The organism is Intrasporangium zincisolvens (assembly GCF_034724055.1).
Lineage (GTDB): Bacteria > Actinomycetota > Actinomycetes > Actinomycetales > Dermatophilaceae > Monashia > Monashia zincisolvens.
Window position 1 is genome coordinate 724,782 of the sequence record NZ_JAWIIL010000003.1, and the last position, 19,669, is coordinate 744,450.

General features: G+C 70.6%; 19 protein-coding genes and 1 riboswitch. Of the genes, 10 read left to right on the forward strand and 9 right to left on the reverse strand.

Annotation, left to right across the window (positions count from 1 at the left end; all coding sequences use genetic code 11):
- Nucleotides 1–21: 21 nt before the first annotated feature.
- The gene (locus RY076_RS11835; protein WP_323098063.1) at nucleotides 22–924 is read left to right on the forward strand and encodes a hypothetical protein; all 903 of its coding nucleotides are present in this window, start codon (nucleotides 22–24) and stop codon (nucleotides 922–924) included.
- A 153-nt stretch (nucleotides 925–1,077) separates the two neighbouring features.
- Here the strand turns inward: RY076_RS11835 and RY076_RS11840 are convergent, their stop codons facing one another.
- Nucleotides 1,078–3,162: a PQQ-dependent sugar dehydrogenase gene (locus RY076_RS11840; RefSeq protein WP_323098065.1), complete on the reverse strand. Its 2,085-nt coding sequence runs from the start codon at nucleotides 3,160–3,162 to the stop codon at nucleotides 1,078–1,080.
- Between the two features lie 100 nt (nucleotides 3,163–3,262).
- Nucleotides 3,263–4,384: a citrate synthase 2 gene (locus RY076_RS11845; RefSeq protein WP_323098067.1), complete on the reverse strand. Its 1,122-nt coding sequence runs from the start codon at nucleotides 4,382–4,384 to the stop codon at nucleotides 3,263–3,265.
- A gap of 118 nt (nucleotides 4,385–4,502) precedes the next feature.
- Between RY076_RS11845 and RY076_RS11850 the strand changes: the two genes are divergently transcribed.
- On the forward strand, nucleotides 4,503–5,129 hold the full coding sequence (locus RY076_RS11850; protein ID WP_323098069.1) for a pentapeptide repeat-containing protein: 627 nt from the start codon (nucleotides 4,503–4,505) through the stop codon (nucleotides 5,127–5,129).
- 16 nt (nucleotides 5,130–5,145) lie between these two features.
- Here RY076_RS11850 and RY076_RS11855 read toward each other — a convergent pair whose 3' ends face one another.
- Nucleotides 5,146–5,550 (reverse strand): hypothetical protein, encoded by a 405-nt coding sequence (locus tag RY076_RS11855; protein WP_323098070.1) that lies wholly within the window; start codon nucleotides 5,548–5,550, stop codon nucleotides 5,146–5,148.
- 102 nt (nucleotides 5,551–5,652) lie between these two features.
- Here RY076_RS11855 and pdxH point away from each other — a divergent pair, with 102 nt between their 5' ends.
- Nucleotides 5,653–6,402: a pyridoxamine 5'-phosphate oxidase gene (gene pdxH / locus RY076_RS11860; protein WP_323098072.1), complete on the forward strand. Its 750-nt coding sequence runs from the start codon at nucleotides 5,653–5,655 to the stop codon at nucleotides 6,400–6,402.
- A gap of 274 nt (nucleotides 6,403–6,676) precedes the next feature.
- Here pdxH and RY076_RS11865 read toward each other — a convergent pair whose 3' ends face one another.
- Nucleotides 6,677–7,786, reverse strand: coding sequence for a hypothetical protein (locus tag RY076_RS11865; protein ID WP_323098076.1), 1,110 nt, complete (start codon nucleotides 7,784–7,786; stop codon nucleotides 6,677–6,679).
- A 69-nt stretch (nucleotides 7,787–7,855) separates the two neighbouring features.
- On the opposite strand from RY076_RS11865, the gene RY076_RS11870 reads away from it, so the two are divergent.
- The 4 genes from RY076_RS11870 (at nucleotide 7,856) to RY076_RS11885 (ending at nucleotide 11,977) form a co-directional block, all read left to right on the forward strand.
- Nucleotides 7,856–9,247, forward strand: a complete 1,392-nt coding sequence (locus RY076_RS11870; RefSeq protein ID WP_323098079.1) for an MFS transporter — start codon at nucleotides 7,856–7,858, stop codon at nucleotides 9,245–9,247.
- Between the two features lie 18 nt (nucleotides 9,248–9,265).
- Nucleotides 9,266–9,967, forward strand: coding sequence for a metal-dependent transcriptional regulator (locus tag RY076_RS11875; protein WP_323098081.1), 702 nt, complete (start codon nucleotides 9,266–9,268; stop codon nucleotides 9,965–9,967).
- Nucleotides 9,968–10,218: 251 nt separating this feature from the next.
- Nucleotides 10,219–10,421: riboswitch (cyclic di-AMP (ydaO/yuaA leader) on the forward strand.
- A gap of 2 nt (nucleotides 10,422–10,423) precedes the next feature.
- Nucleotides 10,424–11,173 carry a C40 family peptidase gene (locus tag RY076_RS11880; RefSeq protein WP_323098083.1) on the forward strand — a complete coding sequence of 250 codons (750 nt, stop codon included), beginning with the start codon at nucleotides 10,424–10,426 and terminating at the stop codon, nucleotides 11,171–11,173.
- Between the two features lie 111 nt (nucleotides 11,174–11,284).
- Nucleotides 11,285–11,977 carry a DsbA family oxidoreductase gene (locus RY076_RS11885; protein WP_323098085.1) on the forward strand — a complete coding sequence of 231 codons (693 nt, stop codon included), beginning with the start codon at nucleotides 11,285–11,287 and terminating at the stop codon, nucleotides 11,975–11,977.
- 7 nt (nucleotides 11,978–11,984) lie between these two features.
- On the opposite strand, the gene RY076_RS11890 is transcribed toward RY076_RS11885, so the two are convergent.
- The 5 genes from RY076_RS11890 to RY076_RS11910 all read right to left on the reverse strand — a co-directional run bounded on the left by RY076_RS11890 (nucleotide 11,985) and on the right by RY076_RS11910 (nucleotide 16,354).
- On the reverse strand, nucleotides 11,985–12,611 hold the full coding sequence (locus RY076_RS11890; protein WP_323098087.1) for a carboxymuconolactone decarboxylase family protein: 627 nt from the start codon (nucleotides 12,609–12,611) through the stop codon (nucleotides 11,985–11,987).
- A gap of 134 nt (nucleotides 12,612–12,745) precedes the next feature.
- A complete protein-coding gene (locus RY076_RS11895) occupies nucleotides 12,746–12,958 on the reverse strand; it encodes a hypothetical protein (protein ID WP_323098089.1) in 213 nt (70 codons plus the stop codon).
- A 462-nt stretch (nucleotides 12,959–13,420) separates the two neighbouring features.
- The gene (locus RY076_RS11900) at nucleotides 13,421–14,245 is read right to left on the reverse strand and encodes a cupredoxin domain-containing protein (protein WP_323098091.1); all 825 of its coding nucleotides are present in this window, start codon (nucleotides 14,243–14,245) and stop codon (nucleotides 13,421–13,423) included.
- A 410-nt stretch (nucleotides 14,246–14,655) separates the two neighbouring features.
- The gene (locus RY076_RS11905; protein ID WP_323098094.1) at nucleotides 14,656–15,456 is read right to left on the reverse strand and encodes a CYTH domain-containing protein; all 801 of its coding nucleotides are present in this window, start codon (nucleotides 15,454–15,456) and stop codon (nucleotides 14,656–14,658) included.
- A 511-nt stretch (nucleotides 15,457–15,967) separates the two neighbouring features.
- Nucleotides 15,968–16,354 (reverse strand): DUF6228 family protein, encoded by a 387-nt coding sequence (locus RY076_RS11910; RefSeq protein ID WP_323098096.1) that lies wholly within the window; start codon nucleotides 16,352–16,354, stop codon nucleotides 15,968–15,970.
- Nucleotides 16,355–16,570: 216 nt separating this feature from the next.
- Between RY076_RS11910 and RY076_RS11915 the strand changes: the two genes are divergently transcribed.
- From RY076_RS11915 to RY076_RS11925, 3 genes are all read left to right on the forward strand, one after another.
- On the forward strand, nucleotides 16,571–16,993 hold the full coding sequence (locus RY076_RS11915; RefSeq protein ID WP_323098098.1) for a hypothetical protein: 423 nt from the start codon (nucleotides 16,571–16,573) through the stop codon (nucleotides 16,991–16,993).
- Nucleotides 16,994–17,331: 338 nt separating this feature from the next.
- Complete coding sequence (locus RY076_RS11920; RefSeq protein ID WP_323098100.1) at nucleotides 17,332–18,255, forward strand: nucleotide kinase domain-containing protein; 924 nt, start codon at nucleotides 17,332–17,334, stop codon at nucleotides 18,253–18,255.
- Between the two features lie 41 nt (nucleotides 18,256–18,296).
- On the forward strand, nucleotides 18,297–19,631 hold the full coding sequence (locus RY076_RS11925; RefSeq protein WP_323098102.1) for a hypothetical protein: 1,335 nt from the start codon (nucleotides 18,297–18,299) through the stop codon (nucleotides 19,629–19,631).
- The last annotated feature ends 38 nt before the right edge of the window (nucleotides 19,632–19,669 follow it).

A 19,669-nucleotide genomic window follows, 5' to 3' on the forward strand; every position in this document is an offset into this window, starting at 1 on the left:
GATCGGGCCATCATGGGCGGGATGGACGTCGAGCAGCTGGCCCGTGGCGACGTCGTCAGTGCTGCCCGGCTCTCCGCTGCCGGGCACTCCGACGGCGCGATCGCCTCCGCCGTCCGGACCGGTCGGCTCGTGCCGCTGCTCCGGGGTTGGTACTCGGTGCGCCCGGCCGGCGACCCTCGAGACCTGCACTGGCTTCGCGCGACGGCTGCATGGCATCGCTTCGGGGGCCGCGCGCTCTTCAGCCACCAGTCACTGCTCGTCGCCCAGAAACTGCCCGACTACGCGCTCGATCTCGGCGTGGTGCACCTGACCCGGAAGGGCCCCGGCACGACGCGCAACGGCAGGGGCCTGAAGGTCCACCGCCCGCTGCCCGGCTTGCCGCCGGCCCTGTCGAGCGGCGCCCCCGACCGGGTGCCGACGGCCGTCGGCATCGTCCAGGCCGGACTCGAAGGGCTGCCGCTCAGTGCGCTCGTGGCCGCAGACGCGGCCCTGCACCGAAAGCTCGTGACGACGGCGCAGCTCGAGGCGGCCTGTGGCCTGATGGCCAACTGTCGCGGCATCGGCCCGGTCCGGGCGATCCTGCGGGAGGTGGACGAGCGCATCGAGTCGCCGGGGGAGAGCATCATCGGCCACCGGCTCCGCGGCCTCGGGTACGCACTCGATCCGCAGTACGCGGTGAAGACCGACCTGGGCATTCGCTTCGCCGACTTCCGGATCCGTGGCACCCGTGTCCTCGTCGAGTTCGATGGTGCGCAGAAGTACGGCGGGCAGGAGGCCGCGTTCGAGGAGAAGCGGCGCGAGGACGCGATGCGGCGCAAGGGCTTCTTCTTCGCGCGGTACGTCTGGGGAGAACGCGATGACGTCCGGCTCATCGGGGCGCGGGCCGCGCAAGCCATCGCCGACTCACGGCGCTGGGCGGCGTGAGCCGGCGGGCGTGGTGCGCCTGCGCGCGAGGAGTGCACGTTTCCTTGACGAGTGGGCTCTGCGAGGTGCACCCCTCAGGCAAGCGCGCACTTCTGTGGGAACCGCGCGTCGCTGAGCTACGGGGCTCGAGGGTCGCCCGCTTGAGGGAGCGGGTCAGTGGACGGTGCCGCCGAGGGAGCGGATCGCGTACACGCCCGGCCGCGCGTCGTAGAGCGCCAGACTGCCGTTGGCGGCGCGGCCGAACGCGAGGAAGCCGCCGTCCGACCGGGTCACGACGTCGGGCGCCGAGGTGAGCGCGACGGCCGTACCCATGAGGATGCTGCCGCGCTGCACGACGAGCCGGCCGTCGATGCCGACGCCGACCGCCACCCGAGCCCTGCCCGCGAAGGCGTCGCCGAGCGCCCGCGCCGAGAAGAGCGAGAGCGCGTCCCAGCGCTGCGTCCACGTGCCGCGGCTCGTGCTGTTCGGCGTGAAGAGCGCCTCGTACGTCGCGCCGTTCGTGCCGCGACCGCTGACGATGGTGCCCTTCGCCGACGGCGAGGCCGACGCCGACAGCGCCGAGGTGAAGACGCCACCGGCCGGCAGCCACGCCCGCCAGACGCGTCCGTCGAAGTGCCGGCGCAGGCCGGTGCCGTCGGGGGCCACCGCGAAGACGTCGAGCGTGCCGTCGCCGAGCGAGGACGCGTGCTGGGAGACGACGCGTCCGCCGAGGTTCGTCGAGCCCTTGCGGACGCCGCCGACGTACCAGGTGTGCACGACCTGGCCGGAGCCGTTGCGGGTCAGCAGGTCGATGCGTCCGGCACGCGAGCTCGCGGCCGAGGGCGCGTCGGTCGAGGCGACCCACGTGTTGACCCACGAGGCCCACGTCGAGCCGTCGTTCGTCGAGCGGGTGAAGCGGACCAGGTTGTCGGTGCCACGGGCGAACGCCGCGACCTCCGTGCCGGTGCGTGCGGCCGTCACCCCGACGGGCGTGACGAGCTGGCCGCCGCTCTTGCGCGGCACCGTGCCGGTGGGGTGCACCCGCACGATGCGGTCGTTGCTGCCGTTCGAGGTCGTGAACCACAGCGACCCGTCGGGCCCGAGCTGCACGGCGCGGATGCGTCCGTACCCCTGGGCGACGGCGAGACGCTCGACGTGGGCGACCTTGCCGGTGGTCGGCGAGGGGTTGAGGCGCATGAGGTAGAGGCCCTGGCCCTTGAGCAGGCCGACGGCGAGCGCGCCCTGCCACTGGCCCCAGACCGCGCCGCGCAGGAACGTCGCGCCGCTCGTCGCGACCGTCGGGTAGCCGGAGGACCACTGCGCCGTGCGGGCCGACGGGAACTTCGACAGGTCGGTCATCGGCGTCGACTCGTCGTAACCGGGCACCGGGTCCCAGCCGTAGTTGGCGCCGCGGACCGACAGGTTGATCTCGTCGTTGCGGTCGGTGCCGTGCTCGGCCGACCACAGCTCGCTCGTACCCGGCCGCAGGGCCAGGCCCTGGACGTTGCGGTGCCCGTAGTTCCAGACGTACCGGGCGTTGCCACCGCGGGAGTAGAAGGGGTTGTCGGTGGGGATCGTGCCGTTGGCGTTGACGCGGAGCACCTTGCCGCCGAGCGAGGACAGGCTCTGCGGGTTGGTGCCGACTGCGGCGTCGCCGGTGCCGACGTAGAGCCTGCCGTCGGTGCCGAAGCGCAGCCGGCAGCCGGAGTGCCGCCCGCTCGTCACGGGCAGGCCGGTGACGACGGGCGAGCCGTCGGAGACCGCGCTGGTGTCGCTCGTGAGGCGCCAGCGCAGGACGCGCACGTCGAGCGGCTTGCCGGTCGAGGTGCGGACCGACTGGCACGTGTAGAACTTCTTGTTCGTCGCGGCGCCCGGGTCGGCGACCATCCCGAGCAGGCCGCCCTCGCTGTTGACGTAGAGGGTCGGCAGGCCGCTCATCGACACCCGACGCGGCACCGCCCCGTCGCGCTTGGACCACACCTGGCCGCCGCGCAGGTCGTAGAGCATGAGGCTGCCGACCCAGGTGAGGTCCCACGGGTAGGACAGGCCCGACACCACGGTGGTCACCTGCAGCGTCGGGGAGGCGGCGGTGGCCGCGGGAGCAGCGGACGCCAGCGCCGGTGCTGGGGCGCGCGTCAGGCTGCCCGGTGGCGTCGGCGACGCGGTGGCCGCAGGTGGGCCGGACGCCGTGACGACGCCGGCGGCGAGGATGGTGCTCGCTGCCGCGATGGACGCTCTGACAACCGCACGCCGCACCATGGTGCCTCCCGACTCTGGGCGCTGCAGGTGTCCTCTTTGCGAGGTTCCTCCCGCCACGGTACGCGCGTCGGAGCCGGGTGGCACCCGGAGATCGGTGTGCTCAGCTGCCGACCTGGGGCGTCCAGCCGGCCACGTCTTCGGGCCGCCGCGGACCCTCGCCGATGTAGCGCGACGACGGCCGGATGAGGCGTCCGGTCTGCTTCTGCTCGAGGATGTGCGCCGACCAGCCAGCGGTGCGCGCACACGTGAACATCGGCGTGAACATCTCCGGTGGCACCTCGGCGAAGTCGAGGATGACCGCGGCCCAGAACTCGACGTTCGTGGCGAGGACGCGGTCGGGACGCCGGGCCTGCAGCTCCTCGAGCGCGGCCTTCTCCAGGGCCGCCGCCACCTCGTAGCGCGGCGCACCGAGGCGCTCGCAGGCCGAACGCAGGACGCGGGCGCGCGGGTCCTCGGCCCGGTAGACGCGGTGGCCGAAGCCCATGAGGCGCTCGCCGCGGTCGAGGACGTCCTTGACGTACGCGGACGCGTCGCCCTGCTCCTCGACGCCGGCGAGCATGTGGAGCACGCGCGACGGCGCCCCGCCGTGGAGCGGACCCGACATGGCGCCGACCGCGCCCGAGAGCGCCGCGGCGACGTCGGCACCGGTCGAGGTGATGACACGGGCGGTGAAGGTGGAGGCGTTCATGCCGTGCTCGGCGGCCGACACCCAGTAGGCGTCGACGGCCTCGACGTGCTTGGGGTCGGGCTCGCCCCGCCAGCGGATCATGAACCGCTCGGTGATGGAGCTGCCCTTGTCGACCTCCCGCTGCGGCACCATCGGGCGGCCGAGGCCGCGCGCCGACTGGCCGACGAACGACAGCGCCATGACGGCGGCGCGGGCCAGGTTGTCGCGCACCTCCTCGGCGTCGATGTCGAGGGTCGGGCGGAAGCCCCAGACCGGCGCCAGCATCGCGAGCGCGGACTGGACGTCGACGCGGACGTCGCCGGTGTGGACGGGCAGGGGATAGGGCTCGGCGGGCGGCAGGCCCGGGTCGAACTCGTTGTCGACGAGCAGGCCCCAGACGTGCCCGAAGTCGACGTGGCCGACGAGGTCGTTGATGTCGACGCCGCGGTAGCGGAGGGCCCCACCCTCCTTGTCCGGCTCGGCGATCGTCGACTCGAACGCGATGACTCCCTCGAGACCCGGCTTGAAGTCGGGGTCCGGCGTGCTGTCTGCCATGTGGGTCCTTGCTGTGCAGGCGGTACCACCGCGGTGTGGAGGCCAGGCAGCGGACGCGTCGGGCGCCCGTTCCGGATCATGGTCGGGAGCCGTCGGTCCTCGCTGCCAGACTCACCGTATGCCGTCAGCAGCCGACCAGACCTCCTTTCGCGACGCGGTGTTCGCCACACGAGACTCGCACCAGGACGCCGTGCGCTTCGAGGGCACCGACTTCACGGCGGCGCGCGCGGGCGGGTTCACCTTCCTCGAGTGCTCGCTCGTCGACGTGTGCCTCGACGACGCCCACCTCGAGTCCTCGCGGTGGTCGGAGTGCGAGTGGGACCGCGTGCACGGCGTCGGCATCGGCCTGCCCGAGGCGAGCCTCATCGAGACCACGCTCGACGGCTGCCGGCTCGGCGCGGTGTCGGCGTGGGGCTCGACGTGGCGCGACGTCACGGTGCGCGGCGGCAAGATCGACTTCCTCAACCTGCGCGGCGCCAGGCTCAAGGACGTCACGTTCCTCGACTGCGTCGTCGTCGAGCTCGACCTGCAGGAGGCCACCGTCGACGGGCTGACCTTCGAGGGCTGCACGCTGCTCGAGCCGTCGTTCGGCCGGGGCCGCTACAAGGGGCTCGACCTGTCCGGGGCCACGCTGCGCACGCCGCACGGCCTCGCCGGCCTCAAGGGCGCGACGCTCTCACGCCCGCAGGTCATCGACCTGTCCGACGCGCTCGCCGCCGAGCTCGGCATCGTCATCGCCGACTGAGCCGGCCCGGAGGGGCTCAGTTCAGCTGGTTGGGCTTGCCGCGACGCAGAGCCGCGGTGGCGGCGTCCTTGGCCCGACCCTTGACGCCGACCTTGTCCTCCGGGCGGATCCGCTTGGTGAGGTCGGCCCGCTCGACGAGCGTCGACAGCGGGAGGTCGGCCGCGGGGTAGACCGTGACGGACTCGTCGGCGCTGAAGACGACCCAGTGCGCGCGGTCGCCCTTGTAGACCTTGAGGATGCTGCCCTCGGACAGCGACGTCGCGTGGGCCATGGCCTGCCGGCGGGCCTTCTCGCTGGACATCGCCTTGTTGATGGCTTCCTTGGCCGGCCCGCGCAACGTCTGGGTGGCCACCCAGATCTGCGGCCCGTACTTGATGCCGAGCCGGACGCCCTGGCCGATCACCTTGCCCTTGCCTGCCATCGCGCCAACTCCTCCTGCCCGTCGCCGGGTCGATCGATCCGTCCGCGCAGCGCCGTTGCCTGACGCCCGCGGGCCGTCTGCCCCAAACCCTAGTCTGAGGACATGGACACTCCGGACTCCTCGTACCCGCCGGCCGCCGACCCAGCCGCCGACACGAGTGAGGCGTCCGCCTCGCCGCAGTGGCGACGCGTCGACTACGCGGGCGAGGGCCTCGACGAGTCGCAGGTGGCGCCCTCGCCCTACCTGCAGGCCCGCGCGTGGGTCGACGACGCGGTCCGGGCGGCCCACGAGCGCGACGACGTGCCCGAGCCGACGGCGATCTCGGTGGCCACGGTCGACGCGTCGGGCGTGCCCGACGTGCGCACCGTGCTCATGCGCTTCTTCGACGAGCGCGGCCCGGGGTTCGTGACGAACCTCGGCTCGGCCAAGAGCGAGCAGCTGCGGGCCAACCCGGCCATCGCGGTGTCGCTGACCTGGCCCTCGCTCTACCGGGCGATCCGGTTCCGCGGGCGGGCCGAGCTGGTCGGGCGCGACGAGGTGGAGGCCTACTTCTCCTCGCGGCCCTATGGCTCGCGGCTGTCGGCGTGGGCCTCGGACCAGTCGCGTCCGGCCGCCGACCGGGCCGAGCTGGAGCGGCACTGGCAGGAGGTGCTGGCGCGCTTCCCCGACACCGGCAGCGACGCCGACGTGCCGGTGCCCGACTTCTGGGGCGGCTGGCGCGTCGTCTGCGACGAGGTCGAGTTCTGGGCCGGCCGGGCCAACCGCCTCCACGACCGCATCGTCTTCCGCCGTTCGGGGGAGGGCACCCTGGCCGACGCGTCCGCCTGGACCCGCTCGCGCCTGCAGCCCTGACCCTTCCGGGCGACCGGCCCGGATGCGGACGCGGGAAGAGCCGGGCACAGAACAGGGCGGCCCGGATGACCGGACCGCCCTGCCTCACTCCTGAGTGGAGGTGGGGACGCGGCTATCGCGTGGCCACCTCGCACGTTCCGGAAGAGATCACTTCTCGGACCACCTCCTTCCATGTCGATGCGACGACGTTACGTCGAGTGGAGAGGGCGGGCAAGGACTTTTCCACCGCGCGACCCGACGCCGTGGCGTGGGAGCGCGCGGCGGTCGTCCTCGGTCAGCCGCCGACCTCGGCCTCCGGGGCGACGGCCGTGGCCGGCTGTGGGTCGGCGACCGTGCCGTGCCCACCACCGGCAGGGGCGGCCGCGCGCGCGGCTCCGGCGTCGGGCGTCGCGTCGGCTGGTGGGTCGGGAACCAGGGTCAGGCGCGGCGCGGAACGGAGGCCACGGCCCGCCGCGACGACGACGAGCGCGGCCGCCATCTCGAGGTGCACGGCCCACGACCACAAGGCCCCGAAGAGCACCTGCCCCTGCCGGAAGCCCATCGCGAAGACGACGGCGAACACCGCGGCCGCGATGAACCCGACCGCCCAGACCCGGGCGCCGGTGAGCCACGGGAACCGGCTCTCGAAGGCGGCCGACTCCTCGGTGGCGAAGCGCGGCATGAACGCGACCCACACGAGCAGCTGCATCGTCTGCAGGAACGCGTAGACGGTCAGCAGGCGCAGCCCCAGCGGGGCCGACGCGTCGCCGGGCAGGGCGGCCGCGGCCACGAGCGAGCGCCCGTCGCCGACGATGCTGCGGGCGATGCCGGGGTCGCCGGTGAGCCACGTGTCGACGGCGCCGGCGAGCACGACGGCGGGCACGAGCAGCCCCCACACGAGCTGGACGCCGCGGAACAGACGTCGCTCGCGGGCCCGGGGCAGCCGAGCGGCCCAGTCCCAGAGGAAGACGAGGACGACGAGCTGGTGCAGGTGCAGCAGCGCGAACGCGTAGTGGTCGGGCCACACGAGGGACGCGGCCGCGAGGAGCACGGCGACGACGTACGCGACGACCCGTCGGCGTCCGCTCAGCCCCACCCGGGCCACGAGCGCGACGACGCAGAAGCCGAGAACGGCCTCGGCGCGCCGGGCCTGGGTGCCGAGGACGTGCTCGGCGAGGCGCAGCAGGCTCGTGCCGGCCAGGAGCACCGCGAGGCCGCTGACGACGTCGCGCCGGGCGATGACGGGCAGACGGCCGACGAGGTAGCGCAGCTCGAGCAGGACGGCCAGGGTGCCGAAGAGGATGAGGCCGATGACGGCGGTCGCCACGGGAGAGATGAGCGCGACGACGAGAGCGGTGGCCGCTGCCACCGCCAAGGCACCTGTCGCCCGCTCGCTCGTCGTCACGGCCCCCATCGTTCCGTCGGCCGGAACGACCCGGCCACCTGAGTAACCCGATCGTTAGGGTCCTGTGGCGTGACCGAGACTCAGGGGGAGCGGAACGGCGGGCCCGGGCCCGAACCGGGACATACCGGACGCGCACCGCGACGCCCGGCTGACGCGTCGGAGGGAGAGCCGGTCCGGCTGCGCGCCATCGCGCTGTCGGCGTACGGGCCGACGCTGCTCGGCTCGACGGGCGCCGGCGCGGTCGCGCCGATCATCGCCGTCTCGGCCCGCGAGCTCGGGGCCTCGCTCGGCGTCGCGGCCCTGCTCGTCGGGACGCTCGGCATCGGGCAGCTGCTGGGAGACCTGCCGTCCGGGGCGCTCGCGGCGCGCATCGGCGAGCGGCGGGCGCTGCTCGTGGCGGCCGTCGTCGAGGCGGCCGGCATGCTCGTGGCGGCGCTGGCCGGCTCCGTCGCCGCGCTCTTCGCCGGCGTGCTCGTCATCGGCCTTGCCGGTTCCCTCTTCGGGCTGGCCCGGCAGGCCTACCTCACCGAGGCGGTGCCGGTCGCGATGCGGGCCCGGGCCCTGTCGACCCTCGGCGGCGTGCACCGCATCGGCTACTTCATCGGGCCGTTCCTCGGCTCGCTCGTCATCGCCCGGTGGGGCATCGAGTCGGCCTACGTCGTCGGCGGCGTCGCGAGCGTGGCGGCGTTCCTGCTCGTGCTCGTCGCGCCCGACATCACCGCCGGCCACGACGTCCACGCGGGAGGCCGGGGGAGCCCTGGCGTCGGGGGTCGGGCGCGCGCCCCGCGCTCGGTGGCGTCGGTGCTCCTCGAGCACCGGCACGTGCTGCTGACCCTCGGCACCGGCGCCATGTGCGTCGCCGGTGCGCGGGCGATCCGTGAGGCGCTCGTGCCGCTCTGGGCGGAGTCGGTCGGGTTCAGCCCGGCGCAGACCTCGCTCGTGTTCGGCGTCGCCGGCGCCGTCGACATGCTCCTGTTCTACCCGTCGGGCTGGCTCATGGACCGGTACGGGCGGGTGGCCGCCGCGGTGCCGAGCATGCTCGTGCTCGGGCTCGGCATGGCGCTGATGCCGCTCGCCACGTCCCTCGTCGCCGTGACGGCGGCCGCCACGGTGCTCGGCATCGGCAACGGCCTCGGCGCGGGGCTCATCATGACCCTCGGGGCCGACGCGTCACCGGCCGACGGGCGCGCCCAGTTCCTCGGCGGGTGGCGCCTGTGCGCCGACCTGGGAAGGGCGGCGGGCCCGCTGGCGTTGTCAGCCCTGACGGCCGTCCTGACCCTCGGCGCGTCCGCTGTCGTCCTCGGCGCGGCGGCGCTCCTGGGCGCGGGGTGGCTGCGCATCTGGGTGCCGCGCCACGACCCGACGCGTCCCCTGCGGGGGCGCGACGCCGGCACCGCGGGAGGAGCCGCGGGAAGGGCGGCGGAAGCAGCGGCGGGAGGGGCGGCGCCCGAGGCGTCCTGATTCTGAGAAGGTATGACCGTGACGGACCTGATCGACACCACCGAGATGTACCTGCGCACCATCTTCGAGCTCGAGGAGGAGGGCATCGTCCCCCTGCGCGCACGCATCGCGGAGCGTCTGGGCCACTCCGGCCCGACCGTGTCGCAGACCGTGGCCCGGATGGAGCGCGACGGCCTCGTCGCGGTGTCCGGCGACCGCCACCTCGAGCTGTCCGACCACGGCCGGCTCCTCGCCACGCGCGTCATGCGCAAGCACCGCCTCGCCGAGCGGCTCCTCGTCGACGTCATCGGCCTCGAGTGGGAGTACGCCCACGACGAGGCGTGCCGCTGGGAACACGTCATGTCCGAGAAGGTCGAGCGCAAGATCCTCGGCCTCATCGAGGGCGGCCTCGAGTCTCCGTACGGCAACCCGATCCCCGGCCTGCACGAGCTCGGCGTGTCCGAGGACGCCGCGTCGGGCTTCCTCACCGGGCTGACGGCGCTGACCACGGCGGCGGGCGCCGAGCCGGCCGTCGTGACGATCCGCCGCATCGGCGAGCCGGTGCAGGTCGACCCCGAGGCGCTGGCCCTGCTCACCTCCGCCGGTGTGCTGCCGGGGGCGCGCGTCCGCGTCGTCCGCGAGGGCGGCCGCGTCGTCGCCGTGAGCGAGGCCCCCGGTGCCGGTGAGGGCGTGTCGCTGCCCGACGAGGTGGCCGTCCACGTCTTCTGCCAGGCCGCCTGACCCGGTCCCGCTGCCGGGCCGGCGGCCCGGGCCATGGGTGCGCCCGCGGGCGTGCTCACTGGACGGACGCGTCCGGCCTGTCCGTTATGCCCGTTTCTCCCCGTCGGATTGTGCTGGGACTGTGGGGATTTCGGGCGGCCTCGGATGATCCGGTGAAAAATCCGTGGAAATCGGCGGGCTCTCGGGATGACAACTCGCGAGGATCTTGGGTAGCGTGAGCCCCGCTCGCTCTCCCCGTCGGGCGAGTGCCACGGGTCGAACCGCCTAATCCTGCCATCGACCCGGGGCCCCTGCACGATCCGCATGGCAGGAGCGGGGGAACCACCTTCGGGCGTCTCCGGACGTCCTCGGGGTGAAGCCCTCCGTGGACCGCAAGGTCCGAGCGAAGGCCGGGCGAGCAGTACCTCAATCCGCCCGAACCCGACAGCTCACCTCGTAGGCGTCGAGAGGTCAAACGTGGCTCAGAACGTTACCGGGCGCCACCGCGCCCCCGGGCGGTTCAACGCGATCGCCGAGCTCAAGCTCATCGCCAAGGAGTCTGCTCAGCCCGCCGTGAAGGGTGCCGCGATCGTGGCTGCCTCCGGCGGCCTCGTCGCCACGTTCGCCGGTCCGGCGAGCGCTGCCGACGGCTCGAGCACCGCGGCACCGTCGGTCGTCGGTCCCCAGGTCGGCACGCTCAAGGCGACCAACGCCCTCTCCTCGATCGGCTACGCCAAGCCGGCCGCGAAGCAGGCGACGGTCAAGCCGGTCGTCATCAAGGACGTCAAGCTCGAGAAGGAGCGCGCCGCCGCCAAGGCCGCGGAGGACGCCCGCCAGCAGGCGGCCGACCGCGCGTCCCGCTCGGCCTCCCGCGTGTCCCTCGACCCGGCGCCCACGGCGTCCGGCATCGTCGGCATCGCCCAGTCCTACTTCGGCGTCCCGTACGTCTACGGCGGCACGAGCCCGTCGGGCTTCGACTGCTCGGGCTTCGTCCAGTACGTCTACCGCCAGGCCGGCGTCTCGCTGCCCCGCACCGCGTCGCAGCAGCAGGCGTTCACCACGTCGGTCAGCAACCCGCGCGCCGGCGACCTCGTGTTCTTCGGCTCGCCCGCCTACCACGTGGGCATCTACGTCAGCCCCGGCGTCATGATCGACGCGCAGCGTCCCGGCACGACGATCGGCTACCACTCGATCTGGACCACGCCGTCGGGCTACGGCCGCGCCTGAGTCGCAGCCGCACCACGCCACGTACCTCCGTCGCGCCCCCACCCACCAGGGTGGGGGCGCGACGTCGTTCGGGGTGGCCGCCCGAGGTCAGTGCCGTGGTTGGATGAGGTGATGACCGTCCAGCCTGCTGCAGAGTCCACGACCCTCATCGAGCTCGACGTCTGGGCCGACCTCGTCTGCCCGTGGTCCTGGATCGCCAAGCGCCGGATCGAGGCGGCGATCCACGCCTTCGAGCGTCCGCACGACGTCACGGTGCGGCTGCGCGCCTACGAGCTGGACCCCGAGTGGCCGGCCCGGCGCAACGAGCCGGTCCCCGACCGGATCGGCTCCCGGCCCGACGAGGAGGCCGAGGCCGAGCGGGCTCTACGCGCGCACGCCCACGAGGTGGCCGAGGCCGACGACCTCGTCTTCGACCTCGACTCCGCCGTCACGGCCAACAGCTTCGACGCGCACCGCCTCGTTGCCCTCGCGCGCGAGCTGGGTGGCCCGGCGCTGCAGTCGGCGGCCGTGGAGCGGTTCTTCTCCGCGCACTTCCGCGAGGGCCTGCCGCTGGACGAGCCGGAGGTGCTCCAGCGGCTCGGCGCCGAGTGCGGCCTCGACGAGCGGCGCGTCGCCGCGGTCCTTGCGTCCGACCACTACTCCGGCGAGGTCCGGGCGGACGAGAAGCAGGCCCGGGACCTCGGCATCACGGCGACGCCGTTCGTTCTCGCCAACGGCTTTGCCGCCGTGCCCGGGACTCGCCCGGTCGAGGAGTACCTGGCGCTGCTGCGCGGGGTGGCCGTGCAGGGTGGTGACCGGGCCTAGGGCTCGTTCAGTCCCCGACGCTCGTGGCCGAGGGTGCGCCGGCGCTGGGGCGGCCGAACGACACCGCGGCGCCGACCGGCGTCGAGGCCGCCGAGCGCAGCTGGGCGTCCGGCTGCGCGCCGAGGGCCGCGTTGACCATCGAGAAGGCCCGGCGCAGTGCCACGAAGACCGTGATGGCGAAGATCTGGCGGTCATCGAACCCGGCCGCACGCAGTGGCTCGAGATCGGCGGGGGTCGTAGCGTTGGCGTCCCGCGCCACCGTGCGCGCCCACGCGGCCAGCACCGCGTCCGCGGGGTCGAGCGCCGCGTCGTCGCCGCTCAGCACGGCTCCGGCGACGTCGGGTCCGGCCTCGCCGGCGAGGCGGTTGCCCCACGCGAGCGCGCAGTAGGAGTCACCGGCGGTGGCTGCGGCGGCGCTGACGAGGATGCCCCGCTGCCGGAAGCTCAGCCCACCGATGCGCACCATGTCGGCCAGCAGGGCGAAGAGCGTGTCGTGCGCGGCGGGGTCGTGGGCCCAGAGGTGCGACAGGTTCATGACGAAGCCCTGGGTGTCGAGGTCGCCCTCGAACGCGCTGCGGACGTCGTCGGTCAGGGGCGGTTCGGTGAGGAAGCCGTGGGCGGGGTCGGTGGCCATGGCGTGCTCCGTTTCGTCGTGCGACGCCCTCACATCGTGGCACGCGTGGACGGGGCGGGGGAGTGGTGCGGTGGGTCGGCCCGCCGTCCGCTGCGTCGGGCCCTCTCCCTGCCGACCCGTGGGACCGGTAGGTGTCAGAGAGCGGGGGCCGGTGCCGGTGTGGGGCTCGCCGACAGGTCGATGCTGACGTCGACGGCGCGCAGCTCGCGAACGAGCGCATCCTCCCGGGCGGTGAGCTCGGCCAGGCGCAGCGCGTCGGTGCGGGTGCCGGCCCCGAGCGAAGCCCAGCGCACCTGGTCCTCGACGCGGGCCAACTCGGTGACGATCGCTGCGACGGTTCTGCTCATAGGCTGCCCGTACCCACCAGGGGTACCACCGCAACAGGCTGTCGGCGACCCGTCGACGGCGGGCCAGGGGGCCACGCAGATGCACGCGCGGGTGCGGCGGGGTCGACATGATGAGGCTCGTCCCGCCGCGTTTCGGGTGGCCAGATCCGGGAGGTGAAGCCTAGGTCCCGGGAGAGCGCCGCGGCGGGACGAGCAAGTGTGCAGGGGTCCGGCCGGAGCTGATGCTGACCTGGCCGCTGTTTCGACCCTTAGTTCACGGTGACACACCTCGTGTCGTCGTGGGGGCTTGGATTGCTGCGACTTCCTGCAACTCGGGGCGAGTCGGCCGGGCGCGCGCCGGGATCGTCGTGGATGCTCCCTCGATGTCCCTTTTGCGCGCGCGCCCGGTTGCGAGGCATCCGGTCCTGCGTGGGTGGGGCGGTGTCGGCGCACCGCCCCACCACGCGTCGTCCTCCGACTCGCTCAGTGGTCGTGGTGGTGGTGGTCGCGCGTGACGACGACCGTGCCGACCATGCCCATCCCGTCGTGGAACATGCAGATGTACGGGAAGGTGCCGGCCTTGTCGAATGTCACCCGGAAGTGCGTGCCGGGCCCGGCAGTGGGCAGGACGCCCGAGCTGAGGGCGCCGCCCGTGAAGTGCGTCGGGTCACCGACGGGGATCGGTGCCGCCGGCTCCGGTCCGAAGGTGACCGTGTGCGGCACGGGATCGCCGTTGTTCTGCGACCAGTCGAAGTCGACCGTGTCGCCGACGTGCACGCGCACGGTGGTGCGGATGAACCGCATGATCATGAACATCCCGGCCTCGTCGACCGCTCCGACGAACACGTGGTGGCGCGACGACTCGTGCCGGAGCTCGGCGTAGAGGCGGTTGCCGTCGTGAATCATCTGGGCGCGGCCGGCCCGGAACTGCCAGTCGTAGAAGGACTGCCGGTGCGGATACGGCGTGCCCGCGGGTGCCACGTGGACGACGCCCTTCATGGCCTGGCCGTGGACCAGGCAGTAGTACACGTAGTCACCGGTGCCCTTGAACTTCAGCTTGTACGACGTGTAGGTCGCTGGTAGCTCGGAGAACTGGATCGTCGACAGGACGCCCGAGTTGCGGTACTGGCCTGGAGCCCAGATCGAGTGTTGCGGCGTCGGCATCGTCTGTGCCGCGTTCGTCGGATCGAACGGTGGCGGCAGCTGTCCGACCGGCAGGAACGTCACGGTGTGAGGCTCCATGGAGTCGGCTGTCCAGCGCACCGTGTCGCCCACGTTGATCCAGATCTCGCCGGGCAGGAACTGCATGCCCTGGATCGCGCCGTTCGGCGACTGCGCGCCGACGTGCACTCTCCAGGTGGTCGACTCGTGCTCTCTCGTGTGGGCCCCTGCGCTGGTCGCCGGTGCCAGGAACGCAGCTCCGAGCAGTACCGCCCCGACAGCAGCCAGGAACGTCCGGAATCTCTTGGATGCGTGGTTCTTCATTGGTCCTCCAAAGGCGCGGAACAGTGCCCTTCGGCGCCCCGAAGGGCGAGTCCACGCTAGGGAACCCGCATGACGTCCACAGAGGAACAGGAACATCCCAGACGCCCTCCACCGGGCTCCCAGCGGGGAGCGTCCTTTGGCCCCACCATGTCGCTCTTTACCGTCCCCTGTCCCTGAAATCGCTTGTGTCGCAGCACTTCCCGCAACATCGCAAATCGGTTGGGCGCCAACGGTTACGGGCTCGACAGCTCCCGCGAGAAGAACTCGAGCGCAGTCTTGGTCTTGGTCTGCTGCGCGGCCGCGAGGTCGACCCCGTGTGATGCGAGGTAGCCCCGGACGACGGCAGCGGTGTTGAACGTGTCGGCGGTGGGGCACTTGGTGGAGAGCTCGAGAATGCGGGTGCCGTCCGGGTAGAGCCACAGCTCGGCGACCAGCCGACGGTCGAAGTCGGGGGGTGTGAACTTCAGCTTGAGGACGTTGATCGGTCCGAGGACCGAGAGGTCGTCGATGCTGATGCCGGCAGGCGCGTTGGCCTCGTACAAGGCCCGCTGCTGCTTCGTGAACAGCTTGGACAGCGGACGACCGCCGGACGCGATCTCGCGGATCTTGGCGTCCGGCTGCTCGCCCTTGAGCGATGCCGAGCAGACGAAGCCGCCCGGCATCGCGTCCACCTCGACCCCGAAGCCGGGCGCCTGCCGCTGCTCGGGGGTGAGGTTCTCGGGGTCCACCGGACGCAGCTTGACGACCGAGTCGCCGGGCCTGGCCTGGATCCGTCTGGCGCGCAGGACGACACCGTGGTTGTTGAGGTCGAGGGCGGGGGTGTCGAAGAAGAAGACCTGCCGGATGTGGCTCTCGAGCGGGTCCATGCCGAGCGCGGCAACCGTCGACCGCTGGTTCGCGTCAGGCACGCTCAGCTTGAGCTCCACGGTGTCGGCGCCCTTGATGAGCCGAAGCAGCTCGATGAGCTGGTCGTCCGACAGCGCCCGCGAGGGGGCCGGCTCTGCAGGCTGGTTCGGGCTCGTCTGTGTGGTCACAAGCAACCTCCTCGGAAACGGCTCGACGCAAGGTCGCCCGCGGCTGACTCGATTCGGTCCCGAATCGGGTGGTGTCGAACGGACCCGGCGCACGGCGTCGGGACGCCCCCGACGAAGCCATGGTGCGGGCCCGGTGCGCCGCTTGGCCTCACCCCTAGCGTGTGAATGCGCCGAGCGAGCCGCGGTCGGCCGCTGGCCCGCGCGTCGCGTTCGGTGAGGGGGTGCGGACGGCACCGCTGTTCACCGCCGGGCCGGCCACCTGCATCTCCCTCGTCAAGGGAGTGCCCAGGATTCACCGAGATAGGCGCCAGGCATCGAGCGGAGTCATGCAGAACGTGTGGTGCCCCCGGCAGGATTCGAACCTGCGACACCCGCTTTAGGAGCCGAATATGCCCTCTTTTCAGCGGCTTTGGGGTGGCTGCTGGCGTGCGTGATCGCCTGTTGTTGTCGGGGTCTCGCGGGCGACCTGCTCGGACGCCGTGTGCCACAAATGCGCCACCCGGGCGACCGGCTACCCCAAGGCGGCTCGGAGGTCGCTCACAATGCGGCTCAGCTCCTCGCCGGCATCGATGGTGACCTCGCCCTCCACGATCCAGTCCGTCGGATCAATGTAGTTCCGCAGGCGCACGCGGAGGTGCACGTGACCGTCGTGAGTGGCCTCGAGGCGAAGGTCGCCCTCCAGGGAGTCGTACGCCTTGACTCCATCCCAGCCGCGCCATTGGTCAGCAAGGCCTTCGAAGTACTGGAGGAGGGCTCCGAAGCGGGCCGCATAGTCGCCGTAGATGCTCTTGGTGGCGGTCACGTCGGGGAGGTCCAGGTGGACGACCAAGAACTCCTCTGCCACGTCGACAGCGTCCAAGCGCAGCCCGTGGGGCTTACCGATCACGACCTCACTCACGGGGCACAAGGTAGCGCGTACAGGGAGAGCCACCGACCCGATAGCGGAGCAGGACAGCGCGCTGGAGTGGCCGGGTCAAGGGTGGCCGTAGGCCATCACGGAGTGACGCGTAGCGCCCTTGATGCGGTCCGGAGGCGCGCGGACAGTGGAGCGTCGGGTCGGCGGCTCGGAGCCCGCCTCCCGGCTCTTGTCGGTGCAATGACTCACGATGTGCGCATGGCTGATTGGGTTGCGGTGGTGTCGTCACTCGGCGGAGCGGTCATCGGCAGCGTTATTGCTCCGGCCCTCCTACACCGGAGGGAGAGACTCGCTGCGCGAGGTGAGGTACGTCGGGCCATCTCGGAAGTCGAAGCCCTCAAGTTCAGCCCCGGCCATGGAGCCTTCTTGCGTGCCCTTGGCGCCGTCGAAGCGAACGCGATCCTGGCAGGTCTCCCACAGAGGGTTGTGAGCCCGTACTCGCTAGCCCTCCAGCAGATCCAGTCGCAGCTCGAGTTTCACGAGAACGTCGGTCCGAATGGTGAGAGCGGCTGGGGCATCAGCGGTTCGACGGCGACCGACGGGCATGCGAAGGCGCTGCGAGTCCTGAGTTGGGCCTTCTGGCATCCGTGGCTTTCTCGTCTGGCCAGGAGCGCGCCATGACCTCGTAGGGCGCGGGGTGCGGTGGGGTGCGCGTAGGCGCGCCAGCGCCGGAGCGCGGGGTCCCCATCGCGGGGTCCCGCGCTCTTCCGCGCCGAAGGCGCGCTTGAGCCAGTACAGAAACTCCTCACGGGTGACACGCCTCAAGCCCTCGACGGGCGGGTGGACGCGCGCTGACGATGTTGAATGTCCATGTGGAGAGTGCCGCGTACATGGATGTGCTGGTTGGGGTCGACTTCGCAGACGAGACGAGACCGCCGATCCCCCCAGCGTCGACGCGGGGATCGTACCGAGGCGCGCGAACCATTCGACTCGGCAACCTGCGGTTGGAGCCGTCTCCCGTGTTCGACACGTATTGGCGCTTCGCCGCCAAACGCCAGGCTGTGTACGAGGACCGCTCCCGAGGGCTTCCCGGCCCGTGGACCGACGACGCGATTTTGGCTCGGCACCGGTTCACCAACTGCTTCCGGGCATCAGATCGGGTTAGTCAATTCCTGATCAAGCATGTGATTTACAGCGGATCCATGGAACCGGGTGAGGTTCTTTTCCGAGTGATGTTATTCAAGTTCTTCAACCGAATAGAGACCTGGACAGCCCTTACCGCCGAGTTTGGTGAACTGACGACCAGGGATTTCAACATTCCTCTTTGGTCCTCGTTCCTGATCGACAGGTCTCTTCGCCGCCCGATCTATTCGGCAGCATATGTCATTCCACAGCCGCCCTTTGGCGCCCCGCGCAAGGCCACCAATCACTTGCTGTTGCTCGAACGCATGGTGGATGACGACCTAGCTGGATCTCTGCGCGACAGTTCGACAATGGAGGAAGCGTATCGGCGCCTTCGCGCATATCCTGGCCTAGGCGACTTCTTGGCGTATCAGTTCCTGATCGATCTCAACTATTCACCCGTCCTAGACTTCGACGAAATGGATTTTGTAGTCGCGGGCCCGGGAGCGAAAGACGGAATTCGCAAATGTTTCGGCAGTGCGTCATCCGGCCATGAGACGACGATAATTCGGTATGTTGCAGAGACTCAGGAGGAGCATTTCTCGCGTCTCGGTCTCTCCTTCGAAGGACTGCAGGGGCTTCGACCGTTGATGCTCGTCGACTGTCAGAACCTCTTCTGTGAGACGGACAAGTACGCGCGGGTTGCCCACCCTGACGTACGCGGGCGGACCAAGCGCGCCCGGATCAAGCAGCTCTACAGGCCTTCGGGGCCTCTGGAAGCCCCCTGGTTTCCGCCCAAATGGGGCATCAACGGTGCTTGAGTGGTGTTTCATGGTGGGACGTGCAACATGACAGGGGCCTTTTGAACTTCGATGAGTACCAGGCAGCCGTGCAGGGTCTGGCGGAACCGGATGACTTCAGCCACGCACTGATTCCGCTGCTGGGCGTGGGGGCGCATGCCGGTGCCTTGCTGGGTGGCCAGCAGAGATACCTCCGAGACTCACTACTGGCTGGGACAAGTCGCACGCTGGTTGGTCGGCATCTTGGCGAGGTGATGCGCTGGGCTGCGTTGCTGGCGTCGCACTACGGCCTTTCGCTTAGCGCTGTCGTCCTCGACAACCTCCACAAGGTGGATGAGCGCGCGCGAACTCTGGGCCTGTCAAGGCTCCCGCCGTTCGAACCGGCGGATGGCGCGGATATCACTGGCTACCAGAAGTTGGCCAAGCACACAGATCAGGACTCCGCGGTGGGTCTGGACCCGCTGGCACTCAGCGTTCCGATGCTCGGCCTTGCGGGGGAGGCTGGCAGTCTTCTTGTAGCACATAAGAAGCAATATCGCGGCGACGCTCCGATGGATGACTTTAAGGGTTTCATCGGTGTCGAGCTTGGTGATCTGCTCTGGTATGCGTCGGCAGTTGCTACCCACGCGGATCTGCTGCTGCAGGACATTGCCGACACGGATCTGCGTCGTGCGCGGGAGTCCAAAGTGGGACGGCGTCACGCCATCGAGAGCGAAGGGCTTCCGGTCCTAGATCAGGACTTCCCAGAGACCGAGCGGTTCCCGCGCCGCATGCTGCTTCGTTTCCAGGAGACCGTACGTGACGGTAGGCCACTTGTGACGATGACGCTGGTGGCTGCGGAGCCCAATGCCTTTCCGGACGGGCCAATCGATCGTGAAGACGGAAAAGTTCAGGGATTTTCAGTTGGGGCGCCCTTGGGCGACCAGGTGACAGACAATTCGAAAGAGAATGACGATTATCGCTACCACGACGCGGTTCACTTTGGCTTCCTCGCGGTTATGGGCTGGTCGCCCAATCTCCGATCTCTTTTGCACATAAAGCGCAAAAGTATTCCTGAAGTTGACGAGAATGAGGATGGCGCCCGTGCGATCTTCGCGGAGGAGGGCTTGGCGGCCCTCCTGGCTAAACGGGCAGCTGAGAGCCAAGGATATGCAAATCCGCGGCTTGTCTCCGAGGACCTCGTGGAGATCATGACCACCGTGCTGGAAGATCTTGAGGTCTCGGCCATGCCGCGCTGGCTTTGGCGGGAAGCCATCTCGCGAGGTTTCTCAGTTATGCGCGAGCTTGCGGAGGGAAAGGGAGGCTACGTGATCGCCGATCTGGACAAGCGCAGCCTGGTGTATACCAAAATACCCCCGCGAATGTTGGGGACGACGGAGATCAGGGGAATCATATGAATGAGCAGCAAACTGGAATCCAGAGCCCCCCACAGCCA

Excerpts from the sequence above, each read along its gene's own strand:
- RY076_RS11835 (WP_323098063.1), top strand. The coding sequence starts at position 22 with ATGGACGTCGAGCAGCTGGCCCGTGGCGACGTCGTCAGTGCTGCCCGG.
- RY076_RS11840 (WP_323098065.1), bottom strand. The coding sequence starts at position 3,162 with ATGGTGCGGCGTGCGGTTGTCAGAGCGTCCATCGCGGCAGCGAGCACC.
- RY076_RS11845 (WP_323098067.1), bottom strand. The coding sequence starts at position 4,384 with ATGGCAGACAGCACGCCGGACCCCGACTTCAAGCCGGGTCTCGAGGGA.
- RY076_RS11850 (WP_323098069.1), top strand. The coding sequence starts at position 4,503 with ATGCCGTCAGCAGCCGACCAGACCTCCTTTCGCGACGCGGTGTTCGCC.
- RY076_RS11855 (WP_323098070.1), bottom strand. The coding sequence starts at position 5,550 with ATGGCAGGCAAGGGCAAGGTGATCGGCCAGGGCGTCCGGCTCGGCATC.
- pdxH (WP_323098072.1), top strand. The coding sequence starts at position 5,653 with ATGGACACTCCGGACTCCTCGTACCCGCCGGCCGCCGACCCAGCCGCC.
- RY076_RS11885 (WP_323098085.1), top strand. The coding sequence starts at position 11,285 with ATGACCGTCCAGCCTGCTGCAGAGTCCACGACCCTCATCGAGCTCGAC.
- RY076_RS11890 (WP_323098087.1), bottom strand. The coding sequence starts at position 12,611 with ATGGCCACCGACCCCGCCCACGGCTTCCTCACCGAACCGCCCCTGACC.
- RY076_RS11895 (WP_323098089.1), bottom strand. The coding sequence starts at position 12,958 with ATGAGCAGAACCGTCGCAGCGATCGTCACCGAGTTGGCCCGCGTCGAG.
- RY076_RS11900 (WP_323098091.1), bottom strand. The coding sequence starts at position 14,245 with ATGCAGTTCCTGCCCGGCGAGATCTGGATCAACGTGGGCGACACGGTG.
- RY076_RS11915 (WP_323098098.1), top strand. The coding sequence starts at position 16,571 with ATGGCTGATTGGGTTGCGGTGGTGTCGTCACTCGGCGGAGCGGTCATC.